The 26,027-nt window shown below is 69.3% G+C and carries 20 protein-coding genes; 13 read left to right on the forward strand and 7 right to left on the reverse strand.

Going from position 1 to position 26,027, the window contains the following annotated elements; genetic code table 11:
- The first annotated feature begins 119 nt into the window (after positions 1-119).
- Genes ASF45_RS29860 through ASF45_RS29880 form a run of 5 tightly spaced genes read left to right on the forward strand, consistent with a single transcriptional unit; the run spans position 120 to position 6,229 of the window.
- Positions 120-1,742: a carboxyl transferase domain-containing protein gene (locus tag ASF45_RS29860; protein WP_056672311.1), complete on the forward strand. Its 1,623-nt coding sequence runs from the start codon at positions 120-122 to the stop codon at positions 1,740-1,742.
- A gap of 16 nt (positions 1,743-1,758) precedes the next feature.
- Positions 1,759-2,538 (forward strand): enoyl-CoA hydratase/isomerase family protein, encoded by a 780-nt coding sequence (locus ASF45_RS29865; RefSeq protein ID WP_369802196.1) that lies wholly within the window; start codon positions 1,759-1,761, stop codon positions 2,536-2,538.
- 12 nt (positions 2,539-2,550) lie between these two features.
- Positions 2,551-3,258: a DUF4126 domain-containing protein gene (locus ASF45_RS29870; protein WP_082551355.1), complete on the forward strand. Its 708-nt coding sequence runs from the start codon at positions 2,551-2,553 to the stop codon at positions 3,256-3,258.
- A gap of 3 nt (positions 3,259-3,261) precedes the next feature.
- On the forward strand, positions 3,262-5,274 hold the full coding sequence (locus ASF45_RS29875) for an acetyl/propionyl/methylcrotonyl-CoA carboxylase subunit alpha (RefSeq protein WP_056672315.1): 2,013 nt from the start codon (positions 3,262-3,264) through the stop codon (positions 5,272-5,274).
- Between the two features lie 37 nt (positions 5,275-5,311).
- Entirely contained in the window at positions 5,312-6,229 is a 918-nt protein-coding gene (locus tag ASF45_RS29880) for a glyoxylate/hydroxypyruvate reductase A (protein ID WP_056672316.1), read from the forward strand.
- A 3-nt stretch (positions 6,230-6,232) separates the two neighbouring features.
- Here ASF45_RS29880 and ASF45_RS29885 read toward each other — a convergent pair whose 3' ends face one another.
- Positions 6,233-6,724: a cupin domain-containing protein gene (locus tag ASF45_RS29885; protein ID WP_056672318.1), complete on the reverse strand. Its 492-nt coding sequence runs from the start codon at positions 6,722-6,724 to the stop codon at positions 6,233-6,235.
- Positions 6,725-6,844: 120 nt separating this feature from the next.
- Here ASF45_RS29885 and ASF45_RS29890 point away from each other — a divergent pair, with 120 nt between their 5' ends.
- From ASF45_RS29890 to ASF45_RS29920, 7 genes are all read left to right on the forward strand, one after another.
- Positions 6,845-7,765 carry a hydroxymethylglutaryl-CoA lyase gene (locus ASF45_RS29890; RefSeq protein ID WP_056672320.1) on the forward strand — a complete coding sequence of 307 codons (921 nt, stop codon included), beginning with the start codon at positions 6,845-6,847 and terminating at the stop codon, positions 7,763-7,765.
- A 14-nt stretch (positions 7,766-7,779) separates the two neighbouring features.
- Positions 7,780-8,418: a LysE family transporter gene (locus ASF45_RS29895; protein WP_056672322.1), complete on the forward strand. Its 639-nt coding sequence runs from the start codon at positions 7,780-7,782 to the stop codon at positions 8,416-8,418.
- Positions 8,419-8,429: 11 nt separating this feature from the next.
- Positions 8,430-8,927, forward strand: a complete 498-nt coding sequence (locus ASF45_RS29900) for a YbaK/EbsC family protein (protein ID WP_056672325.1) — start codon at positions 8,430-8,432, stop codon at positions 8,925-8,927.
- Positions 8,924-9,148, forward strand: coding sequence for a DUF1289 domain-containing protein (locus tag ASF45_RS29905; protein WP_369802191.1), 225 nt, complete (start codon positions 8,924-8,926; stop codon positions 9,146-9,148). The genes ASF45_RS29900 and ASF45_RS29905 overlap by 4 nt, the downstream gene beginning before the upstream one ends.
- The gene (locus ASF45_RS29910; protein WP_056672327.1) at positions 9,145-9,786 is read left to right on the forward strand and encodes a 2-hydroxychromene-2-carboxylate isomerase; all 642 of its coding nucleotides are present in this window, start codon (positions 9,145-9,147) and stop codon (positions 9,784-9,786) included. Before ASF45_RS29905 ends, ASF45_RS29910 begins: the two co-directional genes overlap by 4 nt.
- A gap of 34 nt (positions 9,787-9,820) precedes the next feature.
- On the forward strand, positions 9,821-11,113 hold the full coding sequence (locus ASF45_RS29915; protein ID WP_056672329.1) for a DUF3422 family protein: 1,293 nt from the start codon (positions 9,821-9,823) through the stop codon (positions 11,111-11,113).
- 150 nt (positions 11,114-11,263) lie between these two features.
- Positions 11,264-12,943 carry an MFS transporter gene (locus tag ASF45_RS29920; protein WP_056672331.1) on the forward strand — a complete coding sequence of 560 codons (1,680 nt, stop codon included), beginning with the start codon at positions 11,264-11,266 and terminating at the stop codon, positions 12,941-12,943.
- 49 nt (positions 12,944-12,992) lie between these two features.
- Here the strand turns inward: ASF45_RS29920 and pgaD are convergent, their stop codons facing one another.
- From pgaD to ASF45_RS29940, 4 genes are read right to left on the reverse strand one after another with little or no spacing between them, the layout of a single operon-like run.
- Entirely contained in the window at positions 12,993-13,463 is a 471-nt protein-coding gene (pgaD, locus tag ASF45_RS29925) for a poly-beta-1,6-N-acetyl-D-glucosamine biosynthesis protein PgaD (RefSeq protein ID WP_056672333.1), read from the reverse strand.
- A 14-nt stretch (positions 13,464-13,477) separates the two neighbouring features.
- Positions 13,478-14,743, reverse strand: a complete 1,266-nt coding sequence (pgaC, locus tag ASF45_RS29930) for a poly-beta-1,6-N-acetyl-D-glucosamine synthase (RefSeq protein ID WP_056672336.1) — start codon at positions 14,741-14,743, stop codon at positions 13,478-13,480.
- 17 nt (positions 14,744-14,760) lie between these two features.
- Positions 14,761-17,208, reverse strand: coding sequence for a poly-beta-1,6 N-acetyl-D-glucosamine export porin PgaA (gene pgaA / locus ASF45_RS29935; RefSeq protein ID WP_156473242.1), 2,448 nt, complete (start codon positions 17,206-17,208; stop codon positions 14,761-14,763).
- On the reverse strand, positions 17,205-18,137 hold the full coding sequence (locus tag ASF45_RS29940) for a PEP-CTERM sorting domain-containing protein (protein WP_082551356.1): 933 nt from the start codon (positions 18,135-18,137) through the stop codon (positions 17,205-17,207). The genes pgaA and ASF45_RS29940 overlap by 4 nt, the downstream gene beginning before the upstream one ends.
- Before the next feature lie 222 nt (positions 18,138-18,359).
- On the opposite strand from ASF45_RS29940, the gene uvrA reads away from it, so the two are divergent.
- On the forward strand, positions 18,360-24,071 hold the full coding sequence (uvrA, locus tag ASF45_RS29945; protein WP_056672342.1) for an excinuclease ABC subunit UvrA: 5,712 nt from the start codon (positions 18,360-18,362) through the stop codon (positions 24,069-24,071).
- Here uvrA and ASF45_RS29950 read toward each other — a convergent pair whose 3' ends face one another.
- Together ASF45_RS29950 and ASF45_RS29955 are read right to left on the reverse strand one after the other, a co-directional pair.
- Positions 24,072-24,974, reverse strand: a complete 903-nt coding sequence (locus ASF45_RS29950; protein WP_082551357.1) for a transporter substrate-binding domain-containing protein — start codon at positions 24,972-24,974, stop codon at positions 24,072-24,074.
- A gap of 131 nt (positions 24,975-25,105) precedes the next feature.
- A complete protein-coding gene (locus ASF45_RS29955) occupies positions 25,106-26,005 on the reverse strand; it encodes an SMP-30/gluconolactonase/LRE family protein (protein WP_056672344.1) in 900 nt (299 codons plus the stop codon).
- Positions 26,006-26,027: the final 22 nt, after the last annotated feature.

A 26,027-nucleotide genomic window follows, 5' to 3' on the forward strand; every position in this document is an offset into this window, starting at 1 on the left:
CGGCGCAGCGCGGGCCGCCGTCCGCGGGCAGGGCACTGGCACGATCTGCAACCCTTGTGGCTGCAATTGCACGGCCGCAGCGGGTACCCTCGGGGTCTCTTCCTGGAGACAAGACCCCCATGCCCGTTCTGGAGACCAAGCTCAACGTCCGCTCCGCGGAGTTTCAGGCCAATGCCGAGGTGCTGCGCGCAGCCGTCGCCGACCTGAACGCCAAGCTGGCGCAAACGGCGGAGGGCGGCGGCCCGGCTGCGCGTGCCAAGCACCAGTCGCGCGGCAAGCTGCTGCCGCGTGAGCGCGTGCAGATGCTGCTGGACCCCGGCACCCCCTTCCTCGAACTCTCGCCGCTGGCCGCGCTCGCCATGTACCCCGACCGCGACGGCAGCGACAGTGCGCCCTGTGCCGGCATCATTTGTGGCATCGGCCGTGTCAGCGGGGTGGACTGCGTGATCGTGTGCAACGACGCCACGGTCAAGGGCGGCACCTACTACCCGATGACGGTCAAGAAGCATCTGCGGGCGCAGGAGATCGCGCAGCAGAACCAACTGCCCTGCATCTACCTCGTCGATTCGGGCGGCGCCAACCTGCCGAACCAGGACGACGTGTTCCCCGACCGCGAGCACTTCGGCCGCATCTTCTACAACCAGGCCAACATGAGCGCCCAGGGCATCGCCCAGGTCGCCGTGGTGATGGGCTCGTGCACGGCCGGCGGCGCCTACGTGCCGGCCATGAGCGACGAGTCCATCATCGTCAAGGAGCAGGGCACGATCTTCCTGGCGGGCCCCCCGCTTGTGAAGGCGGCCACGGGCGAGGTGGTCTCGGCCGAAGACCTGGGCGGCGGCGACGTGCACACGCGTCTGTCGGGCGTGGCCGACCACCTGGCCCAGGACGATGCCCATGCGCTGGCGCTGGCGCGCCAGGCCGTGGCCCACCTGAACCGCTGCAAGGCGCCGCAGATGGCGCTGCAGCCCAGCCGCCCGCCGCGCTTTGCGGCCGAGGAGCTGTACGGCGTGATCCCGGCGGACACGCGCAAGCCCTACGACGTGCGCGAGGTCATCGCCCGCATCGTGGACGACAGTGCCTTCGCCGAGTTCAAGGCGCGCTACGGCACCACGCTGGTCTGCGGCTTCGCCCACATCGAGGGCATGCCGGTGGGCATCGTCGCCAACCAGGGCGTGCTGTTCTCCGAGGCCGCGCAGAAGGGCGCGCACTTCATCGAGCTGTGCGGCCAGCGCAAGATCCCGCTGGTGTTCCTGCAGAACATCACGGGCTTCATGGTCGGCAAGAAGTACGAGAACGAGGGCATCGCGCGCCACGGCGCCAAGATGGTCACGGCCGTAGCCACGGTCAACGTGCCCAAGTTCACGGTGGTCATCGGTGGCAGCTTCGGTGCCGGCAACTACGGCATGTGCGGCCGTGCCTACTCGCCGCGCTTCCTGTGGATGTGGCCCAACGCGCGCATCAGCGTGATGGGCGGCGAGCAGGCCGCCAGCGTGCTGGCCACCGTCAGGCGCGACGGCATCGAGGCCAAGGGCGGGCAGTGGAGCGCCGAAGAAGAGGCCGCCTTCAAGGCGCCGATCCGCGCCCAGTACGAACACCAGGGCCACCCCTACTACGCCACGGCCCGGCTCTGGGACGACGGCGTGATCGACCCGGCCGACACGCGCCGCGTGCTGGCGCTGGGCTTGTCGGCCGCGCTGAACGCGCCCATCCCCGAGCCGAAGTTCGGCGTGTTCCGCATGTAAGGAGGCCCGCATGGCCATGCTCACCACCCAGGTCCAAAACCACATCGGCACCGTCACGCTCACGCGCGGCGACGTGCGCAACGCTTTCAACGACGAACTCATCGCCGAACTGACCCAGGCCTTCACGGAACTCGGCGCACGTGCCGACGTGCGCTGCATCGTGCTGGCGGCCGAGGGCAAGTCCTTCTGCGCCGGTGCCGACCTGAACTGGATGCGCCGCATGGCCGACTACACGCGCGACGAGAACCTGGCCGACGCCGGCAAGCTCGCCGAGATGCTGCGCGTGCTCTACACCTGCCCCAAGCCCACCATCGCGCGGGTGCAGGGCGATGCCTACGCCGGCGGAACCGGCCTGGTGGCAGCCTGCGACATCGCCGTCTCCAGCGACACCGCGGGCTACTGCCTGTCCGAGGTCAAGCTGGGCCTGATCCCCGCGACCATCAGCCCCTACGTCATCCGTGCCATGGGCCCGCGTGCCGCGCACCGCTACTTCCTGACGGCCGAACGCTTCGACGCGGCCGAGGCGCTGCGCATCGGCTTCGTCCATGCCGTGGTGCCGGCCGAGGCGCTGGACGCCAAGGTGGGTGAACTCGCCCAGGCGCTCGTCAACGCCGGCCCCGAGGCCGTGAAGGCCTGCAAGAAGCTGGTGCAGGACGTGGCAGAGCAGGCTATCGACGCTGCGCTGGTCGCCGCCACGGTGGCGGGCATCGCCGACATCCGCGCCAGCGCCGAGGGCCGCGAGGGCGTGCAGTCCTTCCTGAACAAGCGCGCGCCGGCTTGGCTGCCGGTGCGCTGAAGCCCGACGTCCATGGAACTGCTGGCGCACTGGTGGAACGCACTGGCCGCCTGGCTCGGCGTGGCCGCAGGCCAGGCCGGCGGCGCGGTGCAGGCCGGCACCCAGGCGCTCGACATGGCCCAGCTGCTGGCCCTGGCCGGCGTGCTGGGCTGGGCCAGTGGCATCCGGCTCTATGCGGTGGTGTTCCTGGTCGGCATGTCGGGCTGGCTGGGCTGGCTGCCGCTGCCTGCCGGCCTGCAGGTGCTGCAGCACCCGGCCATGCTGGCGGCCAGCGGCTTCATGCTGTTCGTGGAGTTCTTCGCCGACAAGATCCCGGGCCTGGATTCGCTGTGGGACCTGCTGCATTCGGTGATCCGCATCCCGGCCGGCGCGGCGCTGGCGGCCGGCGTGTTCGGTGCCGACAGCGGCACCATGGGGGCGGTGGCCGGTCTGCTGGGCGGCTCGCTGGCGGCCACCGCGTTCGCCACCAAGGCCACGGCGCGCGCGGCCGCCAACACCTCGCCCGAACCCTTCTCCAACCTGGGCTTGAGCCTGCTGGAAGACGGCCTCGTGGTGGCGGCCGTCTGGCTGGCGACCCACCATCCGGTCGCCTTCGGTATCTGCCTGCTGCTCGTGCTCGTGTTGAGCGTGCTGCTGCTGGCCGTGCTGTTCAAGTTCCTGCGCCTCGTGGCGCGCAAGCTGGCCTCCCTCTTTTCGAACACCGCATCCCAAGGTAGCTGAGACATGTTCAAGAAAATCCTGATCGCCAACCGTGGAGAGATCGCTTGCCGCGTGGCTGCCACGGCCCGCCGCATGGGCGTGCAGACCGTCGCCGTCTACTCCGACGCCGATGCCAACGCCCAGCATGTGCAGGCCTGCGACGAGGCCGTGCACATCGGCGGCAGCGCGCCCAAGGACAGCTACCTGCGCTGGGAGCGCATCCTCGAGGCCGCCAAGGCCACGGGCGCGCAGGCCATCCATCCGGGCTACGGCTTCCTGAGCGAGAACGAAGAGTTCGCCCAGGCCTGCGCCGCCGCCGGCCTGGTCTTCATCGGCCCGCCGGCCTCGGCGATCCAGGCCATGGGCTTGAAGGCCGAGTCCAAGCAGCTCATGGAGAAGGCCGGCGTGCCGTTGGTGCCGGGCTACCACGGCAGTGAACAGGACGCGGCCCTGCTGGCGCGCGAGGCCGACCGCATCGGCTACCCCGTGCTGATCAAGGCCAGCGCGGGCGGCGGCGGCAAGGGCATGCGCGCGGTCGACAAGGCGGAGGACTTTGCCGCGGCGCTGGCCTCGTGCAAGCGCGAGGCCATCAACAGCTTCGGCGACGACGCGGTGCTGGTCGAGAAGTACGTGCAGCGCCCGCGCCACATCGAGATCCAGGTGTTCGGCGACACGCAAGGCAACGTGGTGTACCTGTTCGAGCGCGACTGCTCCGTGCAGCGCCGCCACCAAAAGGTGCTGGAGGAGGCGCCAGCGCCCGGCATGCCGCCCGCCATGCGCCAGCAGATGGGCGAGGCCGCCGTGGCCGCGGCGCGTGCTGTCGGATACGTGGGCGCCGGCACGGTGGAGTTCATCGTCGAGCAGCGGCCGGACGGCACGATGAATTTCTTCTTCATGGAGATGAACACGCGGCTGCAGGTGGAGCACCCGGTGACCGAGGCCATCACGGGCCTGGACCTCGTGGAATGGCAGTTGCGCGTGGCCGGTGGCGAGCCGCTGCCGCTGCGCCAGGACCAGCTGCGCATCCAGGGCCATGCGATCGAGGCGCGCATCTGCGCCGAGAACCCCGACAAGCAGTTCCTGCCCGCCACGGGCACGCTGCACGCCTACCAGCTGCCCGACTGCGTGCGCTTCGAGCGCGGCCCCGTGCGCGTGGACTCCGGCGTGCGCGAGGGCGATGCGATTTCGCCGTTCTACGACTCCATGATCGCCAAGCTCATCGTGCACGGCGAGACCCGCGAAGAGGCGCTGGCGCGGCTGGACCAGGCGCTGGCCGCCATGCGCGTGGTCGGCGTGCAGAACAACGTGCAGTTCCTGCGCCATGTGCTGGCCAGCCGCTCGTTCGCCCAGGCCGACCTGGACACCGCGCTGATCCAGCGCGAGCAGGCCGTGTTGTTCAACCAGGAACCGCTGGGGCGCGACCTGGCCGTGGCGGGCGCCGTGGCGCAGCTGCTGCAGGCCGAGCAGGCGGCGGCTGCACCCGCCGCCGGCAGCTGGGTCGACCCCTGGAGCCGGCGCGATGGCTGGCGTGCCTACACGCCCATGCTGCGGCGCATCGACTACGTCTTCCGTGGCGAGGAAGGCGCGGCCGAGTTGCGCGTGCTGCACGACGGCGCGCTGCAGCTGCGCGTGGGCGAGACCACCGGCGTGCTGGCCTCCAGCACGCGCGCAGACGGTCGCATCGACCTGCAATTCGCAGGCCGGCGCCTGGTGCTGGCCTGCGTGCGCCAGGGCGAGAACGTGTACCTGTTCGCGCCGCAGGGCGCCACGCAGGTGCTGCTGGTCGATGCGCTGGCCCATGCCGGCGAACACCAGTCCGAAGGCGGTCGGCTCACGGCGCCGATGCCGGGCAAGGTGGTGTCGTTCTCGGTCAAGGCCGGCGACAAGGTTGCCAAGGGCCAGGCCCTGGCGGTGATGGAGGCGATGAAGATGGAGCACACCATCGCCGCGCCGGCCGACGGTACCGTGGCCGAACTGCTCTACGCGCCGGGCGACCAGGTGTCCGAGGGGGCGGAGCTGCTCAAGCTGGCGGCGTAGTTAGCATCGGACCTTTTTCACCGAAGGTTCGAACCCGATGCGCATCACCGTCTGCCTCCCCGAGAAGCCCGAGCCCTGGGTCCATGGCCTGCAACAGGCGCTGCCCGAGGCCGAGGTCCTGGCCTGGGAGCCGGGCCAGCCGGCGGCCGACTACGCGGTGGTCTGGGCGCCGCCGCAGTCCTTCATCGACGCGCAGCCCAAGCTGCGGGGGCTGTTCAACATCGGCGCGGGCGTGGACGCACTCATGCAGTTGCGCATTCCGGCCGGCACGCGCATCGTGCGGCTCGACGATGCCGGCATGTCGGTGCAGATGGCCGAGTACGTCTGCCACGCGCTGATCCGGCATTTCCGCGAGTTCGACGTCTACGAGGCCGAGGCGCGGGCCGGCCGCTGGGTCTACCGCAAGCCGCGTGAGCGCGCCGACTTCCCGGTCGGCATCCTGGGCCTCGGCGTGCTGGGCGAGCGTGTGGCCAAGGCCGTGGCGCAGTTCGAGTTTCCGGTGTTGGGCTGGAGCCGTTCGCGCAAGGAAATCGAGGGCGTGCGCACCTTCGCCGGCGAGGCGCGGCTGGGCGACTTCCTGGTCGGCACGCGCGTGCTGGTCAACCTGCTGCCGCTGACCGACGCCACGCGCGGCATCCTGAACAAGACCACGCTGTCGGCGCTGCAGCCGGGCGGCTACCTCATCAACATCGCGCGTGGCGGCCATTTGGTCGAAGACGACCTGATCCCCTTGCTCGACAGCGGCAAGCTGGCCGGCGCGACGCTGGATGTGTTCGAGACCGAGCCGCTGCCGGCCGCGCATCCGTTCTGGCAACACCCCAAGATCAGCATCACGCCGCACGGCTCGGCGCGCACGCTGCGGCGCGAGTCGATCGCGCAGATCGCCGGCAAGATCACGGCGCTGGCGCGTGGCGAGGCCGTGGCCGGTGTGGTGGATCCGGAGCGCGGGTACTGAGCGTCAGAGCAGCCGGGCCAGCCCGCCAGGCTGCTGCTGCAAGGCGGTGCCGAGGGCCGCGTCGTCGCGGCCGAAGCTGAAATCGGCGAAGTCGAAGCCCGGCCCCACGGTCGCCCCTACATAAGCGAAGGCACCGAGCGGCTCGGCGGCTTGCCACCAGTGCGCCGGCACCACGTGGCGCGGCGTGTGGCCGGCGTCGTCCACGGGCGCGAGGTCCACGTGCATGAGGCGCGACAGGTCCGGCGGCAGCAGCCACAGCCGCAGCGGCCCGCCTTCGAGCAGGTGCCAGGCCTCGTCGGACGCCACGCGGTGCCAGGCCGAGAACTGGCCGCGCTCGAGCAGGAAGTCGATGCTGGTCAGTGCGCTGCGGGACGGGCGGCCGTCGCCGGGCTGTATGTTCGCGGCCGAGCGGAACCACTCGCGGAAGTCGCCACCTTCGGGGTGGGGCTGCAGTTGCAGGGCGCGTCGCAGGGCGCCGGCTCGGTCTGTGGTCATCGGGCGATCATAGGTGGCGTGGCGACAGGCTGGCACGATCCGATACCCGGTTGGCCGACGAGGTGCCGCGCGATGCGCTAGGCTTGCGGGCTTGCCCGCAGCAACCTCAAGAGACAGACCATGACGCTCCCCACCCGCGTGAACATCATCGACGTTGGCCCGCGCGACGGCCTGCAGAACGAGAAGCAGCCGGTGCCGGCAGAGGCCAAGATCGGTCTCGTGCAGCGCCTGCAGGAGGCCGGTCTGCGCGAGATCGAGGTGACGAGCTTCGTCAGCCCCAAGTGGGTGCCGCAGATGGGCGACAACGCGCAGGTCATGCACGGCATCCAGCGCCAGAGCGGCGTGCGCTATTCGGTGCTGACGCCCAACCTCAAGGGCTTGGAGGCCGCCATCGCCGCGCCGCGCGAAGAGTGGCCCGACGAGATCGTGGTCTTCGGCGCCGCCAGCGAGGCCTTCAGCCAGAAGAACATCAACTGCTCGATCGCCGAGAGCATCGAACGCTTCGCGCCCGTGGTGGATGCCGCTCTGGCCAGGGGCATCGCCGTGCGCGGCGCCATGTCGTGCACGGTAGGCTGCCCCTACGAGGGCGAGATCGCACCCGAAAAGGTGGGGTACCTGGCCTCTCTCATGAAGGGCATCGGCGTGCAGCGCGTGGACGTGGCCGACACCATCGGTGTGGGCACGCCGGTCAAGGTGCGGCGCGCCATCGAGGCGACGCTGGCGCATTACGGCATCGACGCCATCTCGGGCCACTTCCACGACACCTACGGCCAGGCCCTGTCGAACACGCTGGCCAGCCTGGAGATGGGGGTCTGGAACTTCCAGTCCTCGGTGGCCGGCCTGGGCGGTTGCCCTTATGCCAAGGGCGCCACCGGCAACGTGGCGACCGAGGACGTGGTCTATCTGCTGCACGGCATGGGCATCGAAACCGGCATCGACCTCGACAAGCTCATCGACGCCGGCGTCTACATCAGCGAGGTGCTGGGCCGCGAGCCGCACTCGCGCGTGTCCAAGGCCATCCGCACCAAGCGCTGCGGCTGAACGGAGAGAAGACGATGGAATGGCATGTCTGGCTGGCTTACTTTGTGGCGGCCTGGGTCATCGCCCTGTCGCCGGGCTCGGGGGCGGTGCTGAGCATGAGCCACGGGCTCTCGTACGGCGTGCGCAGCACCACGCCCACCATCGTCGGTCTGCAGATCGGGCTGGCCGTGGTGCTGCTCGTCGCCGGGGCCGGCATCGGTGCCGTGCTGATGGCCTCGGCCGTGGCGTTCACGGTGGTCAAGGTGCTGGGCGCGGGCTACCTGCTGTGGCTGGGCTGGCGTCAGTGGCGCGCGCCTGTAGACGCCGATGCGGCCACCGGCATGGTGGCGGGCGAGGCCGCGCTGTCGGTGCGCCAGCGCGTGCTGCGCGGCGCGCTGACCAACATGACCAACCCCAAGGGCATCGTGTTCATGGTGGCCGTGCTGCCGCAGTTCATCGATCCGGCGCGGCCGCTGTGGCTGCAGCTGCTGGTGTTGCTGGCCACCACGGTCGCGGTCGACATGGTCGTCATGCACGGCTACGCCTGGCTGGCCTCGCGTCTGCAGCGCCTGTTGCGCAGCGCGCGGGCGCGACGGTCGCAGAACCGCGTGTTCGGCGGCGTGCTGATGGCCATGGGCGCCAGCCTGTTCCTGGTCAAACGTGTTTCGAACTGAGGGATCCAAGCGTGTGTGGAGCTGAATTGACGGCACTGCCCGAGGGCGTGCAGCGCGTGGCGCGCGCATTGCAGGACAAGGCGCATCCGCATGCGCCGCGCATGCTGGACGATGCCGCGCGCACGGCCCAGCAGGCAGCCGATGCGCTGGGCATCGCGGTCGGGCAGATCGCCAAGAGCATCATCTTTCGGCGCAAGAGCGACGACGCGGCCGTGCTGGTCGTGACCTCGGGCGACCGGCGTGTGGACGAGAAAAAAGTCGATGCGCTGGTCGGCAGGACCGGCCGCGCCGACGCCGAGTTCGTCAAGAGCCGGACCGGTTTCTCCATCGGCGGCGTGGCGCCGCTCGCGCACACCACGCCGCCGGTCACGCTGATCGACCGTGAGCTGTTTCGCTTCGAGGAGATCTGGGCTGCGGCCGGCCACCCGCATGGCGTGTTCAAGCTGCGCCCGCAGGACCTGGAGGCGCTGACCGGCGCCCCCGTGGCCGACGTGGTGCAAACGCCGTGACACCCGCCCAGGCGCTGCTGCGGCGCGGCCCGCGCATGCTGGCCGCGGCCGGCGATGTAGGTTCGCCCTGCGTCTCGGTTTGCCGCATGGGGGCCGACGGCCTGTGCGAGGGCTGCCTGCGCCGGCTCGAGGAGATCGCGGGCTGGTCGCGCATGGACGATGCCGCGCGCCGTGCCGTATGGCGCCTGGTGCTGGAACGCGCAAGCGAGGCTGTCGCATGAAGCAGATCGACTTCTACCTGGACTTCGTCTCGCCCTACGCGTACCTGGCGTTCGAGACGCTGCCCGTGGCTTTGCAAGGCCTGGGCTACCAGGTGCAGTACAAGCCCGTGCTGCTGGGCGCCTTGCTGCGCGCGCATGGCCTGCGCGGCCCGGCCGAGATTCCGGCCAAGCGCGCCTTCATCTACCGCCAGGTGCTGTGGCTCGCGCACCAGCATGGCGTGCCCATGGACCTGCCGGCCGAGCATCCCTTTCCGCCCTTGCCACTGCTTCGGCTGGCACTGGCCTGCGGCGCCGGCCCGCAGCCCAACCGCTATGTCTGCGAGACCGTGTTCCGCCATGTCTGGCGCGGTGGTGCCGACGCCAACGCGCCGGAGCGGCTGCAGCAGCTGGCGGCTACACTGGCGCCGCCGCGCGATCCGGCCGGCGAGGCGGTGAAGACCCAGTTGCGTGCCAACACCGAGGCCGCCACGACGGCCGGCGTGTTCGGCGTGCCTGCGCTGGTGGTGGACGGTCGCGCGTTCTGGGGCCTGGACGCGCTGCCCATGCTGCGCGCCTACCTCGAAGGCGGTGCCTGGTTCGCGACCAGCGCCTGGGACGACGCACCCCGGCGGCCCTCGGCGCTCGACCGCCAGCCGTAGTCCGGTCGCCCGGCGCGGGCAGAATCGCGCCACGATGCAGCCCTCCACCGCGCTCCACCAGCACCCCGACCGGGCGCTGTTGCACAACGAAGTCCATGCCCGGCCGCCCGAGGCCCTGGCGACGCCGTTGGCCATCACCCACGTGGTCATGCTGGCCGACGCCGATGGCCGCGCCGCAAGCCGCGCCCACCTGGCGGCCTTGCTGCGCGACCACCACCAGCCGCTGCCCGACGACCACACCACGCACCTGCGCGCGAGCCTGGGACCGTTGCGCCTGCGCTGGGAGCTGCACACCGAGTTCGTGACCTGGACCTTCATGCTGCCCATGGCGACCCCGCCGGCGGCCGAGCGCGTGGCCGACAGCGCCGCCGCCGAGGTGCCGCAGGACTGGCTGGCCGCGTTGCCAGGGCAATGCCTGTCGCAACTGAACCTGTGGGTGCTGTCCGCGCGCGATGGCGAGGTCGAGGCGCTGGCGCGCCACTGGCTGCACGAGGACCCGCAGGTCGGCTCCAGCGTGGCGGGCGGGCTGGCCGAGGTCTACACCGACTTCACGATCCACGCGGACGGCGCCTCGCGCATGCTGCTGCGCGTGGGCAGCCTGTCCACGCGCCGGCTGGGTCGGCTCGTGCAGCGGCTGCTGGAGATCGAGACCTACCGCATGGTCGCCATGCTGGGCCTGCCTGCGGCACGCCGCGCCAGCGCCGTGCTGGCCAGCGCCGAGGGCGAACTCGCGGCACTGGCCGAGGCCATCCGCAGTGCCGACCGTGACGCCGAGCCGGCGTTGCTGGACCGCCTGACACGGTTGGCCGGGCAGGTCGAGAGCCAGCACGCGGCCACGCATTCGCGCTTCTCGGCCAGCAGCGCCTACTTCGAGCTCATGGACAGCCGCATCGCCGACATCGCCGAGGTGCGCCGCGCCGGCCTGCAGACGATTGCCGAGTTCATGGACCGGCGGCTGACGCCCGCACGCAAGACCTGCGAGTGGGCGGCGCGCCGGCAGGACGCGCTGTCGCAGCGTGTCTCACGCATCAGCAATCTGCTGCGCACGCGCGTGGAGATCGAGCAGCAGCAGAGCAGCCAGGCCCTGCTGGCGACCATGAACACGCGCCAGGACCTGCAGCTCAAGCTGCAGTCCACGGTCGAGGGCCTGTCGGTGGCCGCGATCACCTATTACATCGTCGGCCTGGTCAGCTACCTGGCCAAGGGGGCGCAGAAACTGGGTTGGCCCTGGTCGGCCGAGAGCACGGCGGCGCTCGCGATTCCGCTCGTGGCCGGCTCGGTCTGGTGGTCGTTGCGGCAGCTGCACCGGCGCATGTTCAGCCATTGAGGTCGGACAACCCACATCCTGAAATGGGGTCTGCGGGTTAGTACCTGAGTTGTAAGAATGCGTTGGCCCGGTGTCAGAGATGGGTCAGTGCGCACTCCAAGAATGCGGCCAGGCCCCGTCCCGGGGCCGGCTACAACAGGAGACAACGCAATGGCAGCCACAATGCAAGGGGGCAAGCCGGTCGCAGCCAGCCGCCCCATGACCAAGGAGGAGCGCAAGGTCATCCTCGCCTCGTCCATCGGCACGGTGTTCGAGTGGTACGACTTCTACCTCTATGGCACCCTGGCCGTGATCATCGGCAACCAGTTCTTCTCGGCGCTGGACCCCGCTTCCCGGACCATCTTCTCGCTGCTGGCCTTCGCGGCCGGCTTCATCGTGCGGCCGTTCGGCGCACTGGTGTTCGGACGCCTGGGCGACATGATCGGGCGCAAGTACACCTTCCTCGTGACCATCCTCCTGATGGGCCTGTCGACCTTCATCGTCGGCCTCTTGCCCGGCTACGCGAGCATCGGCGTGGCGGCGCCCATCATCCTGATCGTCCTGCGCATGCTGCAAGGCCTGGCGCTGGGCGGCGAGTACGGTGGCGCCGCCACCTACGTGGCCGAACATGCGCCACCGGGCAAGCGCGGCTTCTACACCTCGTGGATCCAGACCACGGCCACGCTGGGCCTGTTCCTGTCGCTGCTCGTGATCCTGGGCGTGCGCACCGCCATCGGCGAGACAGCGTTTGCCGAATGGGGCTGGCGCATCCCGTTCCTGGTCTCCATCCTGCTGTTGGGCGTGTCGGTCTACATCCGGCTGTCCATGAACGAATCGCCGGCCTTCCTCAAGATGAAGTCCGAGGGCAAGGTCTCCAAGGCGCCGCTGTCCGAGTCCTTCGGCCAATGGCGCAACCTCAAGATCGTGATCCTGGCGCTGATCGGTCTGACCGCTGGCCAGGCCGTGGTCTGGTACACGGGCCAGTTCTACGCGCTGTTCTTCCTGACCGGTGCGCTCAAGCTCGATGGCGCCACGGCCAACATCCTGATCGCGGTCGCACTGATCATCGCCACGCCCTTCTTCGTGATCTTCGGCAGCCTGTCGGACCGGATCGGCCGCAAGCCCATCATCATGGCGGGTTGCCTGCTGGCCGTGCTGACCTACTTCCCGGTGTTCAACGCGCTGACGAAGGCCGTCAACCCCGACCTCGCCGCGGCCCAGGCCAAGAACCAGGTGATCGTGACGGCCGACCCCAAGGAATGCTCGTTCCAGTTCAACCCCACCGGCACGTCCAAGTTCACGAGCTCCTGCGACATCGCCAAGCAGGTGCTGTCGGCCAGCTCGGTCAGCTACGAGAACGTCGCCGGCCCGGCCGGCGCGCCGGCGACCATCAAGATCGGCGAGCAGGTCATCACGAGCTACAACGCGACGGGACTGGCGGCCGACGAGCTCAAGGCCAAGGACTCGGCGCTCAAGAAGGCCGTGGCCGACGACCTCAAGGCCGCGGGCTACCCGGCCAAGGCCGATCCGGCCAAGATGAACACCTTCATGACCATCGTGATCCTGGTCTACCTGGTGATCCTCGTGACCATGGTCTACGGCCCGATCGCCGCCATGCTGGTCGAGATGTTCCCGACCCGCATCCGCTACACCTCGATGAGCCTGCCGTACCACATCGGCAACGGCTGGTTCGGCGGCCTGCTGCCGGCCACCGCGCTGGCCATCGTGGCGCAGACCGGCAACATGTACAACGGCCTGTGGTACCCCATCATCATCGCGGCTGTCACGCTCGTCATCGGCACCTTGTTCGTCAAGGAAACCAAGGACAACGACATCTACGCCAACGATTGAGCGGCGCCCAGCGCCCCCAATGAAAAGGCCCGGATCACCCGGGCCTTTGTCATTCCACGCGCGCGATGCGCCCTTCGTCGTCGTGGTGCACCGTGACGATGTTCATTTGCTGCCACTGCGTGACCTCTTCGGGCAGGCGGCCGTGGATGGCTGCCAGGTCGGCTGGCGTCGGGGCCGCGAAGCCCTTGCGTCGGTCCACGCCACGAAAGCGCAGGTGGTTGTACTTGGCCCAGGCCATCAGGCCCCCCCCCAGCAGCAAGATGACCACGGCGTACATGCCGAGCACGCCGAGGAAGCCCGCGTAGCCTTCCATGTCGATCATGTGGAACTTGAACTGGTAGCCGAAGAAGACCCAGCCGAAGACTGTGATGAGGGGCAGCCACAGCACCACCCACAGCAGCCAGAACAGCGCCGTCAGCACGCCGAAGACCGCGCGCTGGTTGCCGCTCTGCAGGTCCGGACGCTCGATGATGAGCGGGTTGGTAGGGCGCTGGCCCAGTTCGACGGAAAGACTGCTCATATCTCACTCCCTGATCATGGTTGGGCCCGGATGCCACGGTCCGGGCTGACCCAGGTGGCGCGCTTGCTGCCGCGCAGGATCACGCGTGGCACGGCCACCAGGGTGGTGAAGACGTTGAGGATCCAGAATGCCAGCGGATACCAGATCATCCAGTAGTAGTTGCGGCCCAGGCCCTGCTCGTAGCGGCGGTCCAGGAACATGGACACGGCGAACTGCAGCAGGCAGGTGGTGCCGATCACGACGCCGTGCCAACCCGGGATCAGCGTGTCGACATGCCAGGGCGCAGGGATCTGCACGAACAGGCCCGCGATCCAGAGCAGGATCACAGCGGCCATGGTGTAGGCCCACAGCACGCTCGTGAAGTACTCGATGTAGACCGGGACCATGCGGCGGTGCCGCCACTGGCCGAACACGGCGCGCCGGCCGAACAGCACCTGCGTGCCACCCATGGACCAGCGCAGGCGCTGGCGCCACAGGCCACGGAAGGTCTCGGGCATCAGGATCCAGCACAGCGCGGCCGGTTCGAAGCGCACGTCCCAGTGGCGCAGTTGCAGGCGCCAGCTGATGTCGATGTCCTCGGTCAGCGCATCTGGGTTCCAGTAGCCGGCATCGTGCAGCGCCGCGCGGCGGAAGCACACCATCACGCCGGACACCGTGAACACCTTGCCATAGGTGCGCTGGGCGCGCTTGATGAGGCCGATGATGGACGAGAACTCGCCAACCTGGATGCGGCCCAGCAACGTGGAGCGCGTGCGGATGCGCGGATTGCCGCTGACAGCGCCCACACGCGGGCTGGACAGCAGTTGGCGCATCATCCAGCGCAGGCAGTGGGGGTCGACGATGGAGTCGCCGTCGATGCACAGGAAGTAGTCGTAGCGGGCCAGCGCGGCGGCCGTGTTGAGCCCCACGGCCTTGCCCTGGTTGGCGGCCAGGTGGATCGCGCGGATGCGGCTGTCCTCACGCGCATAGCGGTCGATCAGGGCCGGCGTGGCGTCGGTGCTGCCGTCGTCGATCAGCAGGATCTCGAACTCCGGGTAGTTCAGTGCGCGCAGGGCCGCCACGGTCTCGTGCAGGTTGGCCGCCTCGTTGTGGCAGGGCACGAACACGCTGACCGGCGGGTAGGAGGGCAGCGGCGGCGGCTGGTCGAAGGCCGGGTCCTTGCGCTCGTAGTGGAAGTAGTAATACAGGCCGCCGCACATCCACACATAGGACATGAACAGCGGGTAGTAGAAGGTGAAGTCGAACAGCCAGCCGATGCTGCGGCCCAGGTCGAAGTCCATGCGGTTTCTCCTGTGACTCAGAAGCGCCAGGTGGCGTGCAGGTAGATGTAGCCCTTGGTCTCGTAGACACCGTCGTACGGGAAGCGGCGCGTGCCGATGCCGTAGCGGGTCGAGAAGTCGGGGCCGATGTTCCACTCGTGCTCGTAGCGCAGGTCGTGAAAGAAATTCCAGCCGTAGTCTTCGCGCATCCAGCCGCCGCCCGGGGCGTGCACATCGCTGAACTGCTTGTAGCTGCCGATGGTGATGGCGGCGCGCTGGTTGAAGCTCTTGTCGTAGCGCCGCCAGGTCAGCCAGTCGCCGGCCAGCGTGACCGACAGTGCCATGTCACGCGCCGGATTGAAGTAGATCGCGTCGCGCAGCGTGTTGGCACTCGCGTAGAAGGCCGGCTGCAGGTCCAGCGTCTTGCCGTAGCCGCTGTAGAGCCGCTCGGTCCAGCTGACGGCGAGCGACTTGCGGCGGTTGCCGTCGTTGAAGTCGTAGTAGGCGAGGTCGGCCGCGACGCGGCGCGACTCGTTCCACTGGTAGGCCGCGCCGACCAGGCTCTTGCTGGCATGCAGGTAGCGCGGCGCGTTCAGGTAGTTCTCCGCGTCAGGCATGCGGCCCTTGAGCGGGAAGTCGTTGGTCTGGCTGTCGTGCCGGGCACGCACCGAGAAATGGTCGCCGAACTGGTGGCTGCCGCTGATGGCCCAGTAGGCGTCGTCGCCGTTGCGCAGGTCCCGGCCCACTTCCATGCTGGCCTGCCAGTCGCGTCGCGTGATCTCGATGCCCATGCCGATCCGCTCGTGCTTGGCCGAGTTGTCGTCGAAGCTGGCGCGCGCCAGATGGTGGTTGGCGTAGACGCGCTGGCCATCACCGAACATGCCGCTGTACAGCGTGGATTCCCAAACCAGATCGTTGTTGCCGGCCACATGGCCCTGGCCCAGGCCGCGCGTGGCGCCGCTGACGAGCAGCGGGCGCTTGCTGCGTTCCCAGGCGCGGACCAGGCGCTGCACGGCAGGGTGTTCGGGGGCGCTGCGTTGCAGGTCTTCGATGGCCGTGCGGGCCTGGGCGATGTCGCCTTGGCCCCAGATGGCTTCGGCCATGCCCACGCGCGCGCGGATGTTGTCGGGCGATCCGTTCAGCACGGCCTGGAAGCGTTCCGCGGCTGCGCGGGGCAGGCCGCGCCGCGCCAGCAGTTCGCCCTGGTCGAGCCACAGGCCAGCGTCGTTTGGCAGTTCGACCTGCAGGGCGTTCAGCGCCGCCTCGGCTTCGTTCAGGCGGTCGGCGAAGCGCATCAGCATGATGTCGGTCCGGCGCGCAGAGACGCTGGCACCGCTGTCACGGAGCTGGTCCTGCGACACGGCTTCGGCGGCGGGGAAGTTTTCGGCCTCGACCTCGGCAAAGATCATGCCGGAGCGGGCTGCGGCGTTGGTCGGCTCCTGCTGCAGTACGCGACGGTACAGCGCGCGCGCTTCTGCCGGTTGGCGCAGTTGCAGTTGTGCATCTGCCGCGGCCAGCACGACATAGCTGGGCTGAGCGCCCTCGGCCTCGAGTTCTCGGAACTGCGCGAGGGCTTCTCCCGCCTGGCCGCGCTGCCGCAGCGCAACAGTCCGGTCGCGGCGCAGGCGCAGCACTACGTCGTTGGCGCCTTGCCGGCGGGCTTCGTCGATGAGTCTGGTGTTCTCGGCCAGGGCGGCGTCGATGGGCGCGTAGCGCGCCGGCGTGAAGTCGCGGTCCAGCACCTCGATGGCTTCACGGATGTGGCGGCCGTTGGTGGCCTGCGCGTCGGCCAGCGTCGGCGCGGGAACGGGAGCCGGTGTGGCAGCTGCCACAGGCGCGGGCGCTGCCGGTGAGGCCGCCGGAGCAGGCGCGGCCACGACAGGTGGCTGCGCGCCCAGGGCCAACAGGCGTTCGCCGAAGGGCCGGGCGCGCTGGTCTTCGCCGCGCGCCTGCAGGGCTGCGAAGGCCGACTGCAACATGGGCACATCCTGCCGTGCCAGCACCAGCGTGCGACGCAACTGCGCGTCTGCCTGAGCCGGCTTGCCGTCGGCCAGCAGCGCCAGGCCCGCCCCCAGTGCGGCATCGGCGCTGCGCGGGCGGCGTTGCGCCAGCAGCCCATAGGCCTGGGCTGCGCGCGCACCGTCGTTGCGGCTCAAAGCCGACTTGCCGATGGCGGCCAGCACGTAGTCCGGCGTGGAGGCGCCCAGACGCAGCGATCGGCTGCTGGCCATGGCCTCTTCGTGCCGTTCGGCCCAGCTTTGCACGGCGATCAGGTCGTGCCGCACATCGAGACGGCGCGGGTTCTGCGCCAGCAGATCCTGCAGCGTGGCCAGGGCGCTGTCGTACTGGCCGGCGCGCGCTTGGGCGATGGCCTGTCCGTAGCGATCAGCCGCCCAACCGGGCAGTGCGCAGCTGGCCAGCAACAGTGCTGCGAGGCAAACCTGCAGGCGTGAGCGGGCGTGGCGCTGGCTGGGCGCCCGGCTCATGCGGCCGACCGCGCGGCCGACAGGCCGCGCCGGCGAATGCCCCACAGCCCCAGCAAGGCGGCGCTGAACAGCGCCACCGAGGTAGGTTCCGGCACCTGGTTGTACAGGTTGCCTTCGTCGATGCTCGTCCAGGCGGTGGCGCCGGGGCCGCGCCAGCCCAGGTCGATCACGCCGGCTTCCAGGCGGTTGAAGTAGGTCATGTCGATGCCGTAGTAGCCTTGTTCCAGGTACAACTCGTCGATGCCGTTCATGGCCAGCAGTTCGTACAAGCCACGCCCGCTGCTGCCCGCCAGGGTTTCATGCGCCATGCCAAGGCTGGCGTTCAGGCCGGTCAACGTGAAGGTGAAGCCATCATCGGCGAACACGCCGAAATCGTAAACACCTGCCGCACCCACGTAGAGGTAGCCGGAGAACACGGCCGCATAGTTGAACTCGCCGCCGCAGTGCGCCAGGCTCTGGGCCTCCGTTTGCAGCGGGCAGCCGTTCGCGCCGCCGACGATGGGGGCCAGCGCACGCTGGTAGTCCTCACCCCAGACACCGTAGGCGCCGCTGGCCTGGGTGTTGTTGTAGATGTTGTTGGCGTAGCTGACCTGGCCCGTGCTGGTGGCGGTCTTGGTCACGTAGGGATTGCTGCCCGAGACGATGCCCGGGATGTCACCCGTGGACCAGATGCCTGTACCCCAGCTGTAGGCGCCGATGGCCTGAGTCGTGCCGGTTTCGTCGGTGTAGACCTGGTTGCTGAAGCGCGCATCGTTCTGCACTTTGTACCAAGTGCCGGCGAGGCCACCGGCCACGCTGCCGGTCGGCGCAGCGCCGGTGATGAGCGGATTCAGCGTGACGGTGGTCGCAGCAGCGGCCGACGACAGCGCCACGCCTGCGCACAGCAGGGCGATCTTGGACAGCTGCAAGCGAAGGGTGGATTTGCTCATGTTCAGTACCTAGTAGGGGTTGGTTTGTATGCAGTGAATTGTGGAAACTTCTGTGAAATCGACTTGTGAATAAGTCGACGCTGCGCACTGCTGCGAGGCGTTGCAGACCAGTCTTTCGGAAGACCCGGACGGTCTTTGTGAACATTTGCACGCTTTCAAGCACGGATCAAAACGCCTTCCTACAATCCCCCGCCCTCCACGTCTGCCACCCTCCAATACGCCATGTCCCAGGGAACCATCGCCATCCGTGGCGCGCGCCAGCACAACCTCAAGAACCTGGACCTCGACATCCGCACCGGCGAGTTGACGGTGGTGACCGGCCCCAGCGGCTCGGGCAAGTCCAGCCTGGTGTTCGACACGCTCTACGCCGAAGGCCAGCGCCGCTATGTCGAGACCTTCTCGGCTTACGCGCGCCAGTTCCTGGACCGCATGGACAAACCGGCCGTGGACAAGGTGGAAGGCGTGCCGCCAGCCATCGCCATCGACCAGACCAACCCGGTGCGCTCCTCGCGCTCCACGGTCGGCACGATGACCGAGCTCAACGACCACCTGAAGCTCCTGTTCGCACGCGCTGGCCACCTGTTCGACAAGGTCACGGCGCAGCCCGTGCGCCACGATTCACCCGACAGCATCTACGCGCAGCTGCAGCAGCGCGCGGCGGAGCAGGGTGATCCGCGGTTGGTGCTGACCTTCCCGGTCGAGCTGCCGGCCGGCACTTCGGCCGAGCAGGTGGCCGAGTGGCTGTCGGCCAGCGGCTTCACGCGCGTCCAGGCCGAGCGCGAGGTGGCCACGCCGGCGGGTCCGCGCAAGCTGCTGGACGTGGTGGCCGATCGCTTCCGCCTGGCCGGCACCGAGCGCGTGCGCGCGGTCGAGGCCATCGAGACCGCGCTCAAGCGTGGCGCCGGTCGGCTCAACGTCTACGCGCTCGCGGCGGATGCCGAGGTCGCGCCTGAGATCTGGCGCTTCTCCACTGGCCTGCACTGCCCCGACAGCGACCTGCGGTATGCGGACCCGATCCCGTCCATGTTCTCGTTCAACTCGCCGGTCGGTGCCTGCGAGGCGTGCCGCGGCTTCGGCAGGGTGATCGGTGTGGACTACGACCTGGTCATCCCGAACGACAAGATGACACTGCGGGCCGGCGCCATCAAACCCATGCAGACCCCTGCCTGGCAGGAGGCCCAGGACGACCTCATGCGCCATGCCGAGGCCGCCGGCATCCCGCGCGACACGCCGTACAAGCAGCTCACGGCCGAGCAGAAGCACTGGGTCATCCACGGCTCGCCGAACTGGAACGGCAAGTGGAACCAGCACTGGTTCGGCGTCAAGCGCTTCTTCGAGTACCTGGAGAGCAAGGCCTACAAGATGCACATCCGCGTCTTGCTGTCCAAGTACCGCAGCTACACGCCGTGCGAGACCTGCGGCGGCGCGCGGCTCAAGACCGAGAGCCTGCTCTGGCGCCTGGGCAGCAAGTACGATGCGGACGCCGTGCTCGAACCTGCCAAGCGCTTTCTGCCGCAGGGCGTGCAATGGTCGCGCGCACAACTCGAGGCGCTGCCGGGCCTGACCCTGCACGACCTCATGCTGCTGCCGATCGAGCGGCTGCGCCGCTTCTTCGACCGGCTATCCTCCAACACGCAGGCGGCCGACCAGGGCGAAGCCCAGGCCCTGCGCCTGCTGTTCGAGGAGATCACCACGCGGCTGCGCTACCTGTGCGACGTGGGCATCGGCTACCTGACGCTGGACCGCCAGAGCCGCACGCTGTCTGGCGGCGAGGTGCAGCGCATCAACCTCACGACCGCGCTGGGCACCTCGCTGGTCAACACCCTGTTCGTGCTGGACGAGCCCAGCATCGGCCTGCACCCGCGTGACATGCACCGCATCATCGAGGCCATGCACCGCTTGCGTGACGCCGGCAACACGCTGGTCGTGGTCGAGCACGACCCGGCCGTGATGTTCGCGGCCGACCGCATGATCGACATGGGCCCCGGCCCGGGCGAGCGCGGCGGCCAGATTGTGTTCGACGGAACCACGGCCCAGCTGCGCCATGCCGACACGCTGACCGGCCAGTACCTGGGCGGGCACAAGCAGATCGGCCTCGGCCAGCGCCGCGCTGTGGGCGACAACACGCCGCGCCTGATCCTCGAAGGCGCGCGCGAGCACAACCTGCGCAATGTGACGGTCGACATCCCCCTGCAGCGCCTGGTCTGCGTGACCGGCGTCAGCGGCTCGGGCAAGTCCACGCTGATCCAGGACGTGCTGGCGCCCGCGCTGGTGCGCCACTTCGGCCGCGCCACCGAATCACCGGGCCTGCACGACCGCCTGCTCGGCGCCGACCACCTGGCCGACGTGGTCTACGTGGACCAGTCGCCCATCGGCAAGACCGCGCGCTCCAACCCGGCCAGCTACGTGGGCGCATGGGACGCCATCCGTGCGCTGTTCGCCGACGCGCCGCTGGCACGCCAGCGTGGCTACACCGCGTCCAAGTTCAGCTTCAACAGCGGCGACGGGCGCTGCCCGACCTGCGGCGGCTCGGGCTTCGAGCATGTGGAGATGCAGTTCCTCTCGGACGTCTACCTGCGCTGCCCGGACTGCGACGGCAAGCGCTACCGGCCCGAGATCCTCGAGGTGCACATCGAGCGCCGCGACGTGGCCAACGCCAGGCACCGCAGCTTCAGCGTGGCCGACGTGCTGGACCTGACCGTCTCCGAGGCCGTGCTGGTGTTCGAGCGCGACCGCGAGGTGGTGCGCGCGCTGCAGCCCATCGTCGACGTGGGCCTGGAATACGTGAAGCTGGGCCAGCCCGTGCCCACGTTGTCGGGCGGCGAGTCGCAGCGGCTCAAGCTCGCGGGTTTCCTGGCGGAGGCGGCCAAGAGCACGGCATCCTCGCGCCAGAGCCTGGCGCGCAAGGGCACGCTGTTCCTGTTCGACGAGCCGACCACGGGCCTGCACTTCGACGACATCGCCAAGCTCATGCGCGCGCTGCGCAAGCTGCTCGACGCGGGCCACTCGCTGGTCGTGATCGAGCACAACCTCGACGTGATCCGCGCCAGCGACTGGCTCATCGACATGGGTCCCGAGGGCGGCGACGGCGGCGGCCTGGTGGTGGCCACGGGCACGCCCGAGCAGGTGCGTGAACATCCAAGCTCGCACACGGGCGCCGCGCTGCGCGACTACGAAAAGGCCATGCAGCCGGGCCAGGCACTGGCGGTGCACGAGCCGGCGCCACGCTACGCGGCGACCGCGCCTGAGGCCATCGAGATCGTCAACGCCAAGGAGCACAACCTCAAGTCGCTGTCGGTGAAGATCCCGCGCGGCAGCTTCAACGTGGTCACGGGCGTCAGCGGCTCGGGCAAGTCCACGCTGGCCTTCGACATCCTGTTCAACGAAGGCCAGCGCCGCTACCTCGAATCGCTGAACGCCTATGCGCGCAGCATCGTGCAGCCAGCAGGACGGCCCGAGGTCGACGCGGTCTACGGCATCCCGCCGACGGTCGCCATCGAGCAGCGCCTGTCGCGTGGCGGCCGCAAGTCCACGGTGGGCACCACCACCGAGGTCTGGCACTTCCTGCGCCTGCTGTACGTCAAGCTGGGCATCCAGCACTGCGTCAACGACGACGCGCCGGTGCAGCCGCAGACGCCCGACAGCATCGCCGCCCAGCTGCTGCGCCAGTTCCGCGACCAGCACATCGGCCTGCTGGCGCCGCTGGTGATGAACCGCAAGGGCGTCTATACCGAGCTGGCCGACTGGGCGCGCCCGCGCGGCTACACGCACCTGCGCGTGGACGGCAACTTCCTGCCGACCACGGGGTTCCCGCGCATCGACCGCTTCAAGGAACACACGATCGAGCTGCCCGTGGCCAGCCTGGACGTGACGCCCGCCAACGAAGCCCGGCTGCGCGAGGCACTGGCCCAGGCGCTCGAGCACGGCAAGGGCGTGGTCCACGTGCTGAGCCAGCTCGACGGTCTGCGCGTGGCCCTGGCCGACGCCCAACCCACCGCCCACATCGGCGAGCTGCTGGTGTTCTCGGCCAAGCGTGCCTGCCCGGTCTGCGCGACCTCGTACGCCGAGCTCGACCCGCGCCTGTTCTCCTACAACAGCAAGCACGGCTGGTGCCCCGACTGCGTGGGCACGGGCGTCAAGCTGACCCGGGAGCAACGCGCCGTCTACGACGACTCCGTGCGTGACGACGACAACAAGGGCCGCGAACAGACCTTCGCCGAACCCGAGGCCGAAGACGTGGGCGAGCACGCCTGCCCGGCCTGCGCCGGCACACGGCTCAACCCCACGGCGCGCGCAGTGCGCTTCGATGGCCGCGCGATCTCCGACATCGCGCGCATGTCGGTGCGCGATGTGCGCAGCTGGGTCCAGGCCCTGCTGGCCGCCGGCCGCCTGTCGGCACGCGAGGCCGACATCGCGCGCGACCTGCTGCCCGAGATCGCGAGCCGCCTGGAGTTCCTCGAAGAGGTGGGCCTGGGCTACCTGACGCTGGACCGCGGCGCGCCCACGCTGTCGGGTGGCGAGGCCCAGCGCATCCGCCTGGCCGCGCAGCTGGGCAGCAACCTGCAGGGCGTCTGCTACATCCTGGACGAGCCGACCATCGGCCTGCACGCGCGCGACAACCACATCCTGCTCAATGCGCTGCACAAGCTCGGCGACAAGGGCAACACGCTGGTCGTTGTCGAGCACGACGAGGACACCATCCGCCGTGCCGACCATCTGATCGACATCGGCCCCGGTGCCGGCAAGCGTGGCGGCCGCCTCGTGGCCCAGGGCAATGCGCAGGATCTGGCGAATACCGAGGACTCGGTGACGGGACGCTATCTGCGCGATGCGATGCGCCACCCGCTCAAGGCCCGCCGTGGCACCGCGCCAGGCACCAGTTGGTTGTCGGTACGCGGCGCGCGCGAGCACAACCTGCAGAACGTCGATGCCGAGGTGCCGCTCAAGCGCCTGGTCGTCGTGACCGGCGTCAGCGGCTCGGGCAAGTCCACGCTCGCGCGCGACGTGCTGCTGTCCAACGTGCAGACCGTGGTGGCGCAGAAGTCCACCCAGGCCGGCCTCGCGGCGCTCACGCTGCACGGCGCCAGCTGGACCGGCTGCGACGAGGTGCGCGGCTACGAGCAGATCGACCGCGTGCTCGAAGTGGACCAGACGCCCATCGGCAAGACCCCGCGCAGCTGCCCTGCTACCTACATCGGCTTCTGGGACACCATCCGCAAGCTGTTCGCCGAGACGCTGGAGGCCAAGGCGCGCGGCTACGGCCCCGGCCGCTTCTCGTTCAACACCGGCGAGGGCCGCTGCCCGACCTGCGAAGGCCAGGGCATCCGCACCATCGCGATGAGCTTCCTGCCCGACGTGAAGGTGCCCTGCGAAAGCTGCCGCGGCGCACGCTTCAACCCCGAGACGCTGGCCGTGAGCTGGCGCGGCAAGAGCGTGGGCGAGGTGCTGCAGATGGAGGTGGACGAGGCGGTGGAGTTCTTCGCCAGCATGCCCAACATCGCGCACCCGCTGCAGTTGCTGAAGGACGTGGGCCTGGGCTACCTCACGCTGGGCCAGCCATCGCCCACGCTCTCAGGCGGCGAGGCGCAGCGCATCAAGCTCGTGACCGAGCTCAGCAAGGTGCGTGACGACGTGGGTCGCCGCGGCCAGAAGGCGCCGCACACGCTCTACGTGCTCGACGAGCCCACGGTCGGCCTGCACATGGCCGACGTGGAGAAGCTGATCCGCGTGCTGCACCGACTGGTCGACGGCGGGCACAGCGTCGTGGTGATCGAGCACGACCTGGACCTGATCGCCGAGGCCGACTGGGTGCTGGACCTGGGGCCGGAGGGCGGTGACGGCGGCGGCCGCATCGTCGGCGCGGCGCCGCCGGAAGAACTGGTGCGCCTGGGCACGGCGACGGGCAAGGCCCTGGCGCCGGTGCTCGCGCGCTGACTACTTGTTGTAGGACTCCAGTGGCTTGTCGTTGGGCTCGCGGAAGAGCTGCTGCAGCGTCTCGCTCATGGCGAGGTTCAGGTTGGCATTCTTCGGCGGGATCGGCGACATGAACCACTTGGCGTAGAGCTTGGCCGCCTCGCCCGACACCATGTACTTGCGCAGTGCATCGTCCACCGCCTTCTTGAACGCCGGGTCGTCCTTGCGGAACAGCAGCGCGATGGGCTCGGACGCCAGCGCTTCGCCGACGATGCGAAAGCCCGTGGGATTGCGGCCGTTGGCGATCAGGCCGGCGAGCAGGTTGTCGTCGAGCACGAAGGCGTCGGCCCGCCCGGATTCCAGCATCAGGAAGCTGTCGAAGTGGTCCTTGCCCAGCACGGTCGGGATCTCGATGTTCTTCGTCTTGGCGTAGCCGCGCAGCAGCTGCACGGCCGTCGTGCCGGTCGACGCCGCCACGTTGCGCCCGGCCAGTTGTTCGAACGAGGTGATGCCCGAATCGGCCCGCACCGCCATGCGCACCTGGCTCACATAGCTCGTCAACCCGAACGCCACCTGCTGCTGGCGCGTGAGGTTGTTGGTGGTGGGGCCGCAGCCGATGTCCACCGTGCCGTTCTGCACCAGCGACATGGTGTTCTGCGCGGTCAGCACCTTGTAGTCGAGCCTTGCGCCGGGTGCGATCTCCTTGAGCACGTATTCGCACAGCTCGACGTGGTAGCCGACGAACTTCTCGTTGGCGCCGAGCGCGTAGGCCATGGGTGCGGAGGCTTCCCGCACACCGAGCACCACGGCGCCGGTGGCCTTGATCTTGTCGAAGGTGCTGGTTGGGGGCGTGCCCTGGGCCGCGGCCGCGCAGGCGAGGGTGGCGATGACAAGGGATGCCGCGGTGCGGTGGAGCTGGTTCATGGCGTGGTCGGGATGGGTTGGTGCATGCAGTTTGAATGCGCCGTCACCCTAGCAGTGCTGCTGCATACCGTCCATGGCAGAAACGCGGATGCCGCGTGCCGTGCCGGCCTATTCCGCTGGATGCCCGCGCGTCATGGTGTTCCCGCCCCGGGCACGTCAACCGGCGTCGCCCAGACCGCCGCCTCGCGCGCAGCCTGGCGCGCGGCTTCGTGGAAGTCCGGGGCCACGCACAGGAACAGCGTGCGCCGGTCCGGCCCGCCCAGGGTCAGCGCGAAGCAGCCCATGTTGCCGGTGGGGATCGACTGCAGGATCTCGCCGCCCGGCGCCATGCGCACGGCGCGGTGGCCCACGGCGTCGGCGAACCAGACCGCACCCTCGGCGTCCAGCACGGCCCCGTCCGGCGCCGCCTTCAAGCTGCCCAGCACGGTGGGTACATCGGTCATCGATGGCTGCGGTCCCCACACCGCCCAGTCGCGCCGCGGGCCCAGGCCGCCGTCGGCCTGCACATCGAAGGCCGAGATGCGGTTGCCCATGGTCTCGCAGACGACCAGGGTGCGGCCGTCGGGTGTCAGCATGGCGCCGTTCGGGAAGTGCAGCCCCTCGGCCGCCACCGACACCGTGCCGTCCGGGTCCACGCGCGCAAGCCGGGCCAGCGCCGGTGTGCCGCCGCCCATGAGGTCGAAGCCGAAGTTGCCCACGTAGGCGCGGCCCTGGCCGTCGACCACCATGTCGTTGGCATGGCCGCCGGCCACGCCCGACAGGTCGGCGTGCTGCACGAGCCGGCCGTCGGCCTCGCGCCGCAGCACGCGGCGGTCGCGCATGGAGACGACCAGCAGCCGCCCGTCCGGCAGCCAGCCCAGGCCCGAAGGCTGCTGCGGCACCGCGGCGATGGTCTCGGCCCGGCCGTCCAGGCCGACCGCAATGACGCGCTGCGTGTAGAAGTCCGACAGCCAGAGCCGGCCATCGTGCCAGCGCGGGCCCTCGAGGAAGCTGTAGCCGGCGATCAGTTCGGAAAAGCGCGGTTCTGCCATCGGGTCTCCTGTTCGTGCGCGG

The sequence above is a fragment of the Pseudorhodoferax sp. Leaf265 genome (assembly GCF_001422365.1).
GTDB lineage: Bacteria > Pseudomonadota > Gammaproteobacteria > Burkholderiales > Burkholderiaceae_C > Pseudorhodoferax.

What these genes read in the sequence shown, in the direction of transcription:
- ASF45_RS29860 (WP_056672311.1), top strand. Translation starts at nt 120, where the DNA reads ATGCCCGTTCTGGAGACCAAGCTCAACGTCCGCTCCGCGGAGTTTCAG.
- ASF45_RS29865 (WP_369802196.1), top strand. Translation starts at nt 1,759, where the DNA reads ATGCTCACCACCCAGGTCCAAAACCACATCGGCACCGTCACGCTCACG.
- ASF45_RS29870 (WP_082551355.1), top strand. Translation starts at nt 2,551, where the DNA reads ATGGAACTGCTGGCGCACTGGTGGAACGCACTGGCCGCCTGGCTCGGC.
- ASF45_RS29875 (WP_056672315.1), top strand. Translation starts at nt 3,262, where the DNA reads ATGTTCAAGAAAATCCTGATCGCCAACCGTGGAGAGATCGCTTGCCGC.
- ASF45_RS29880 (WP_056672316.1), top strand. Translation starts at nt 5,312, where the DNA reads ATGCGCATCACCGTCTGCCTCCCCGAGAAGCCCGAGCCCTGGGTCCAT.
- ASF45_RS29885 (WP_056672318.1), bottom strand. Translation starts at nt 6,724, where the DNA reads ATGACCACAGACCGAGCCGGCGCCCTGCGACGCGCCCTGCAACTGCAG.
- ASF45_RS29890 (WP_056672320.1), top strand. Translation starts at nt 6,845, where the DNA reads ATGACGCTCCCCACCCGCGTGAACATCATCGACGTTGGCCCGCGCGAC.
- ASF45_RS29895 (WP_056672322.1), top strand. Translation starts at nt 7,780, where the DNA reads ATGGAATGGCATGTCTGGCTGGCTTACTTTGTGGCGGCCTGGGTCATC.
- ASF45_RS29910 (WP_056672327.1), top strand. Translation starts at nt 9,145, where the DNA reads ATGAAGCAGATCGACTTCTACCTGGACTTCGTCTCGCCCTACGCGTAC.
- ASF45_RS29915 (WP_056672329.1), top strand. Translation starts at nt 9,821, where the DNA reads ATGCAGCCCTCCACCGCGCTCCACCAGCACCCCGACCGGGCGCTGTTG.
- ASF45_RS29920 (WP_056672331.1), top strand. Translation starts at nt 11,264, where the DNA reads ATGGCAGCCACAATGCAAGGGGGCAAGCCGGTCGCAGCCAGCCGCCCC.
- pgaD (WP_056672333.1), bottom strand. Translation starts at nt 13,463, where the DNA reads ATGAGCAGTCTTTCCGTCGAACTGGGCCAGCGCCCTACCAACCCGCTC.
- pgaC (WP_056672336.1), bottom strand. Translation starts at nt 14,743, where the DNA reads ATGGACTTCGACCTGGGCCGCAGCATCGGCTGGCTGTTCGACTTCACC.
- pgaA (WP_156473242.1), bottom strand. Translation starts at nt 17,208, where the DNA reads ATGAGCCGGGCGCCCAGCCAGCGCCACGCCCGCTCACGCCTGCAGGTT.
- ASF45_RS29940 (WP_082551356.1), bottom strand. Translation starts at nt 18,137, where the DNA reads ATGAGCAAATCCACCCTTCGCTTGCAGCTGTCCAAGATCGCCCTGCTG.
- uvrA (WP_056672342.1), top strand. Translation starts at nt 18,360, where the DNA reads ATGTCCCAGGGAACCATCGCCATCCGTGGCGCGCGCCAGCACAACCTC.
- ASF45_RS29950 (WP_082551357.1), bottom strand. Translation starts at nt 24,974, where the DNA reads ATGAACCAGCTCCACCGCACCGCGGCATCCCTTGTCATCGCCACCCTC.
- ASF45_RS29955 (WP_056672344.1), bottom strand. Translation starts at nt 26,005, where the DNA reads ATGGCAGAACCGCGCTTTTCCGAACTGATCGCCGGCTACAGCTTCCTC.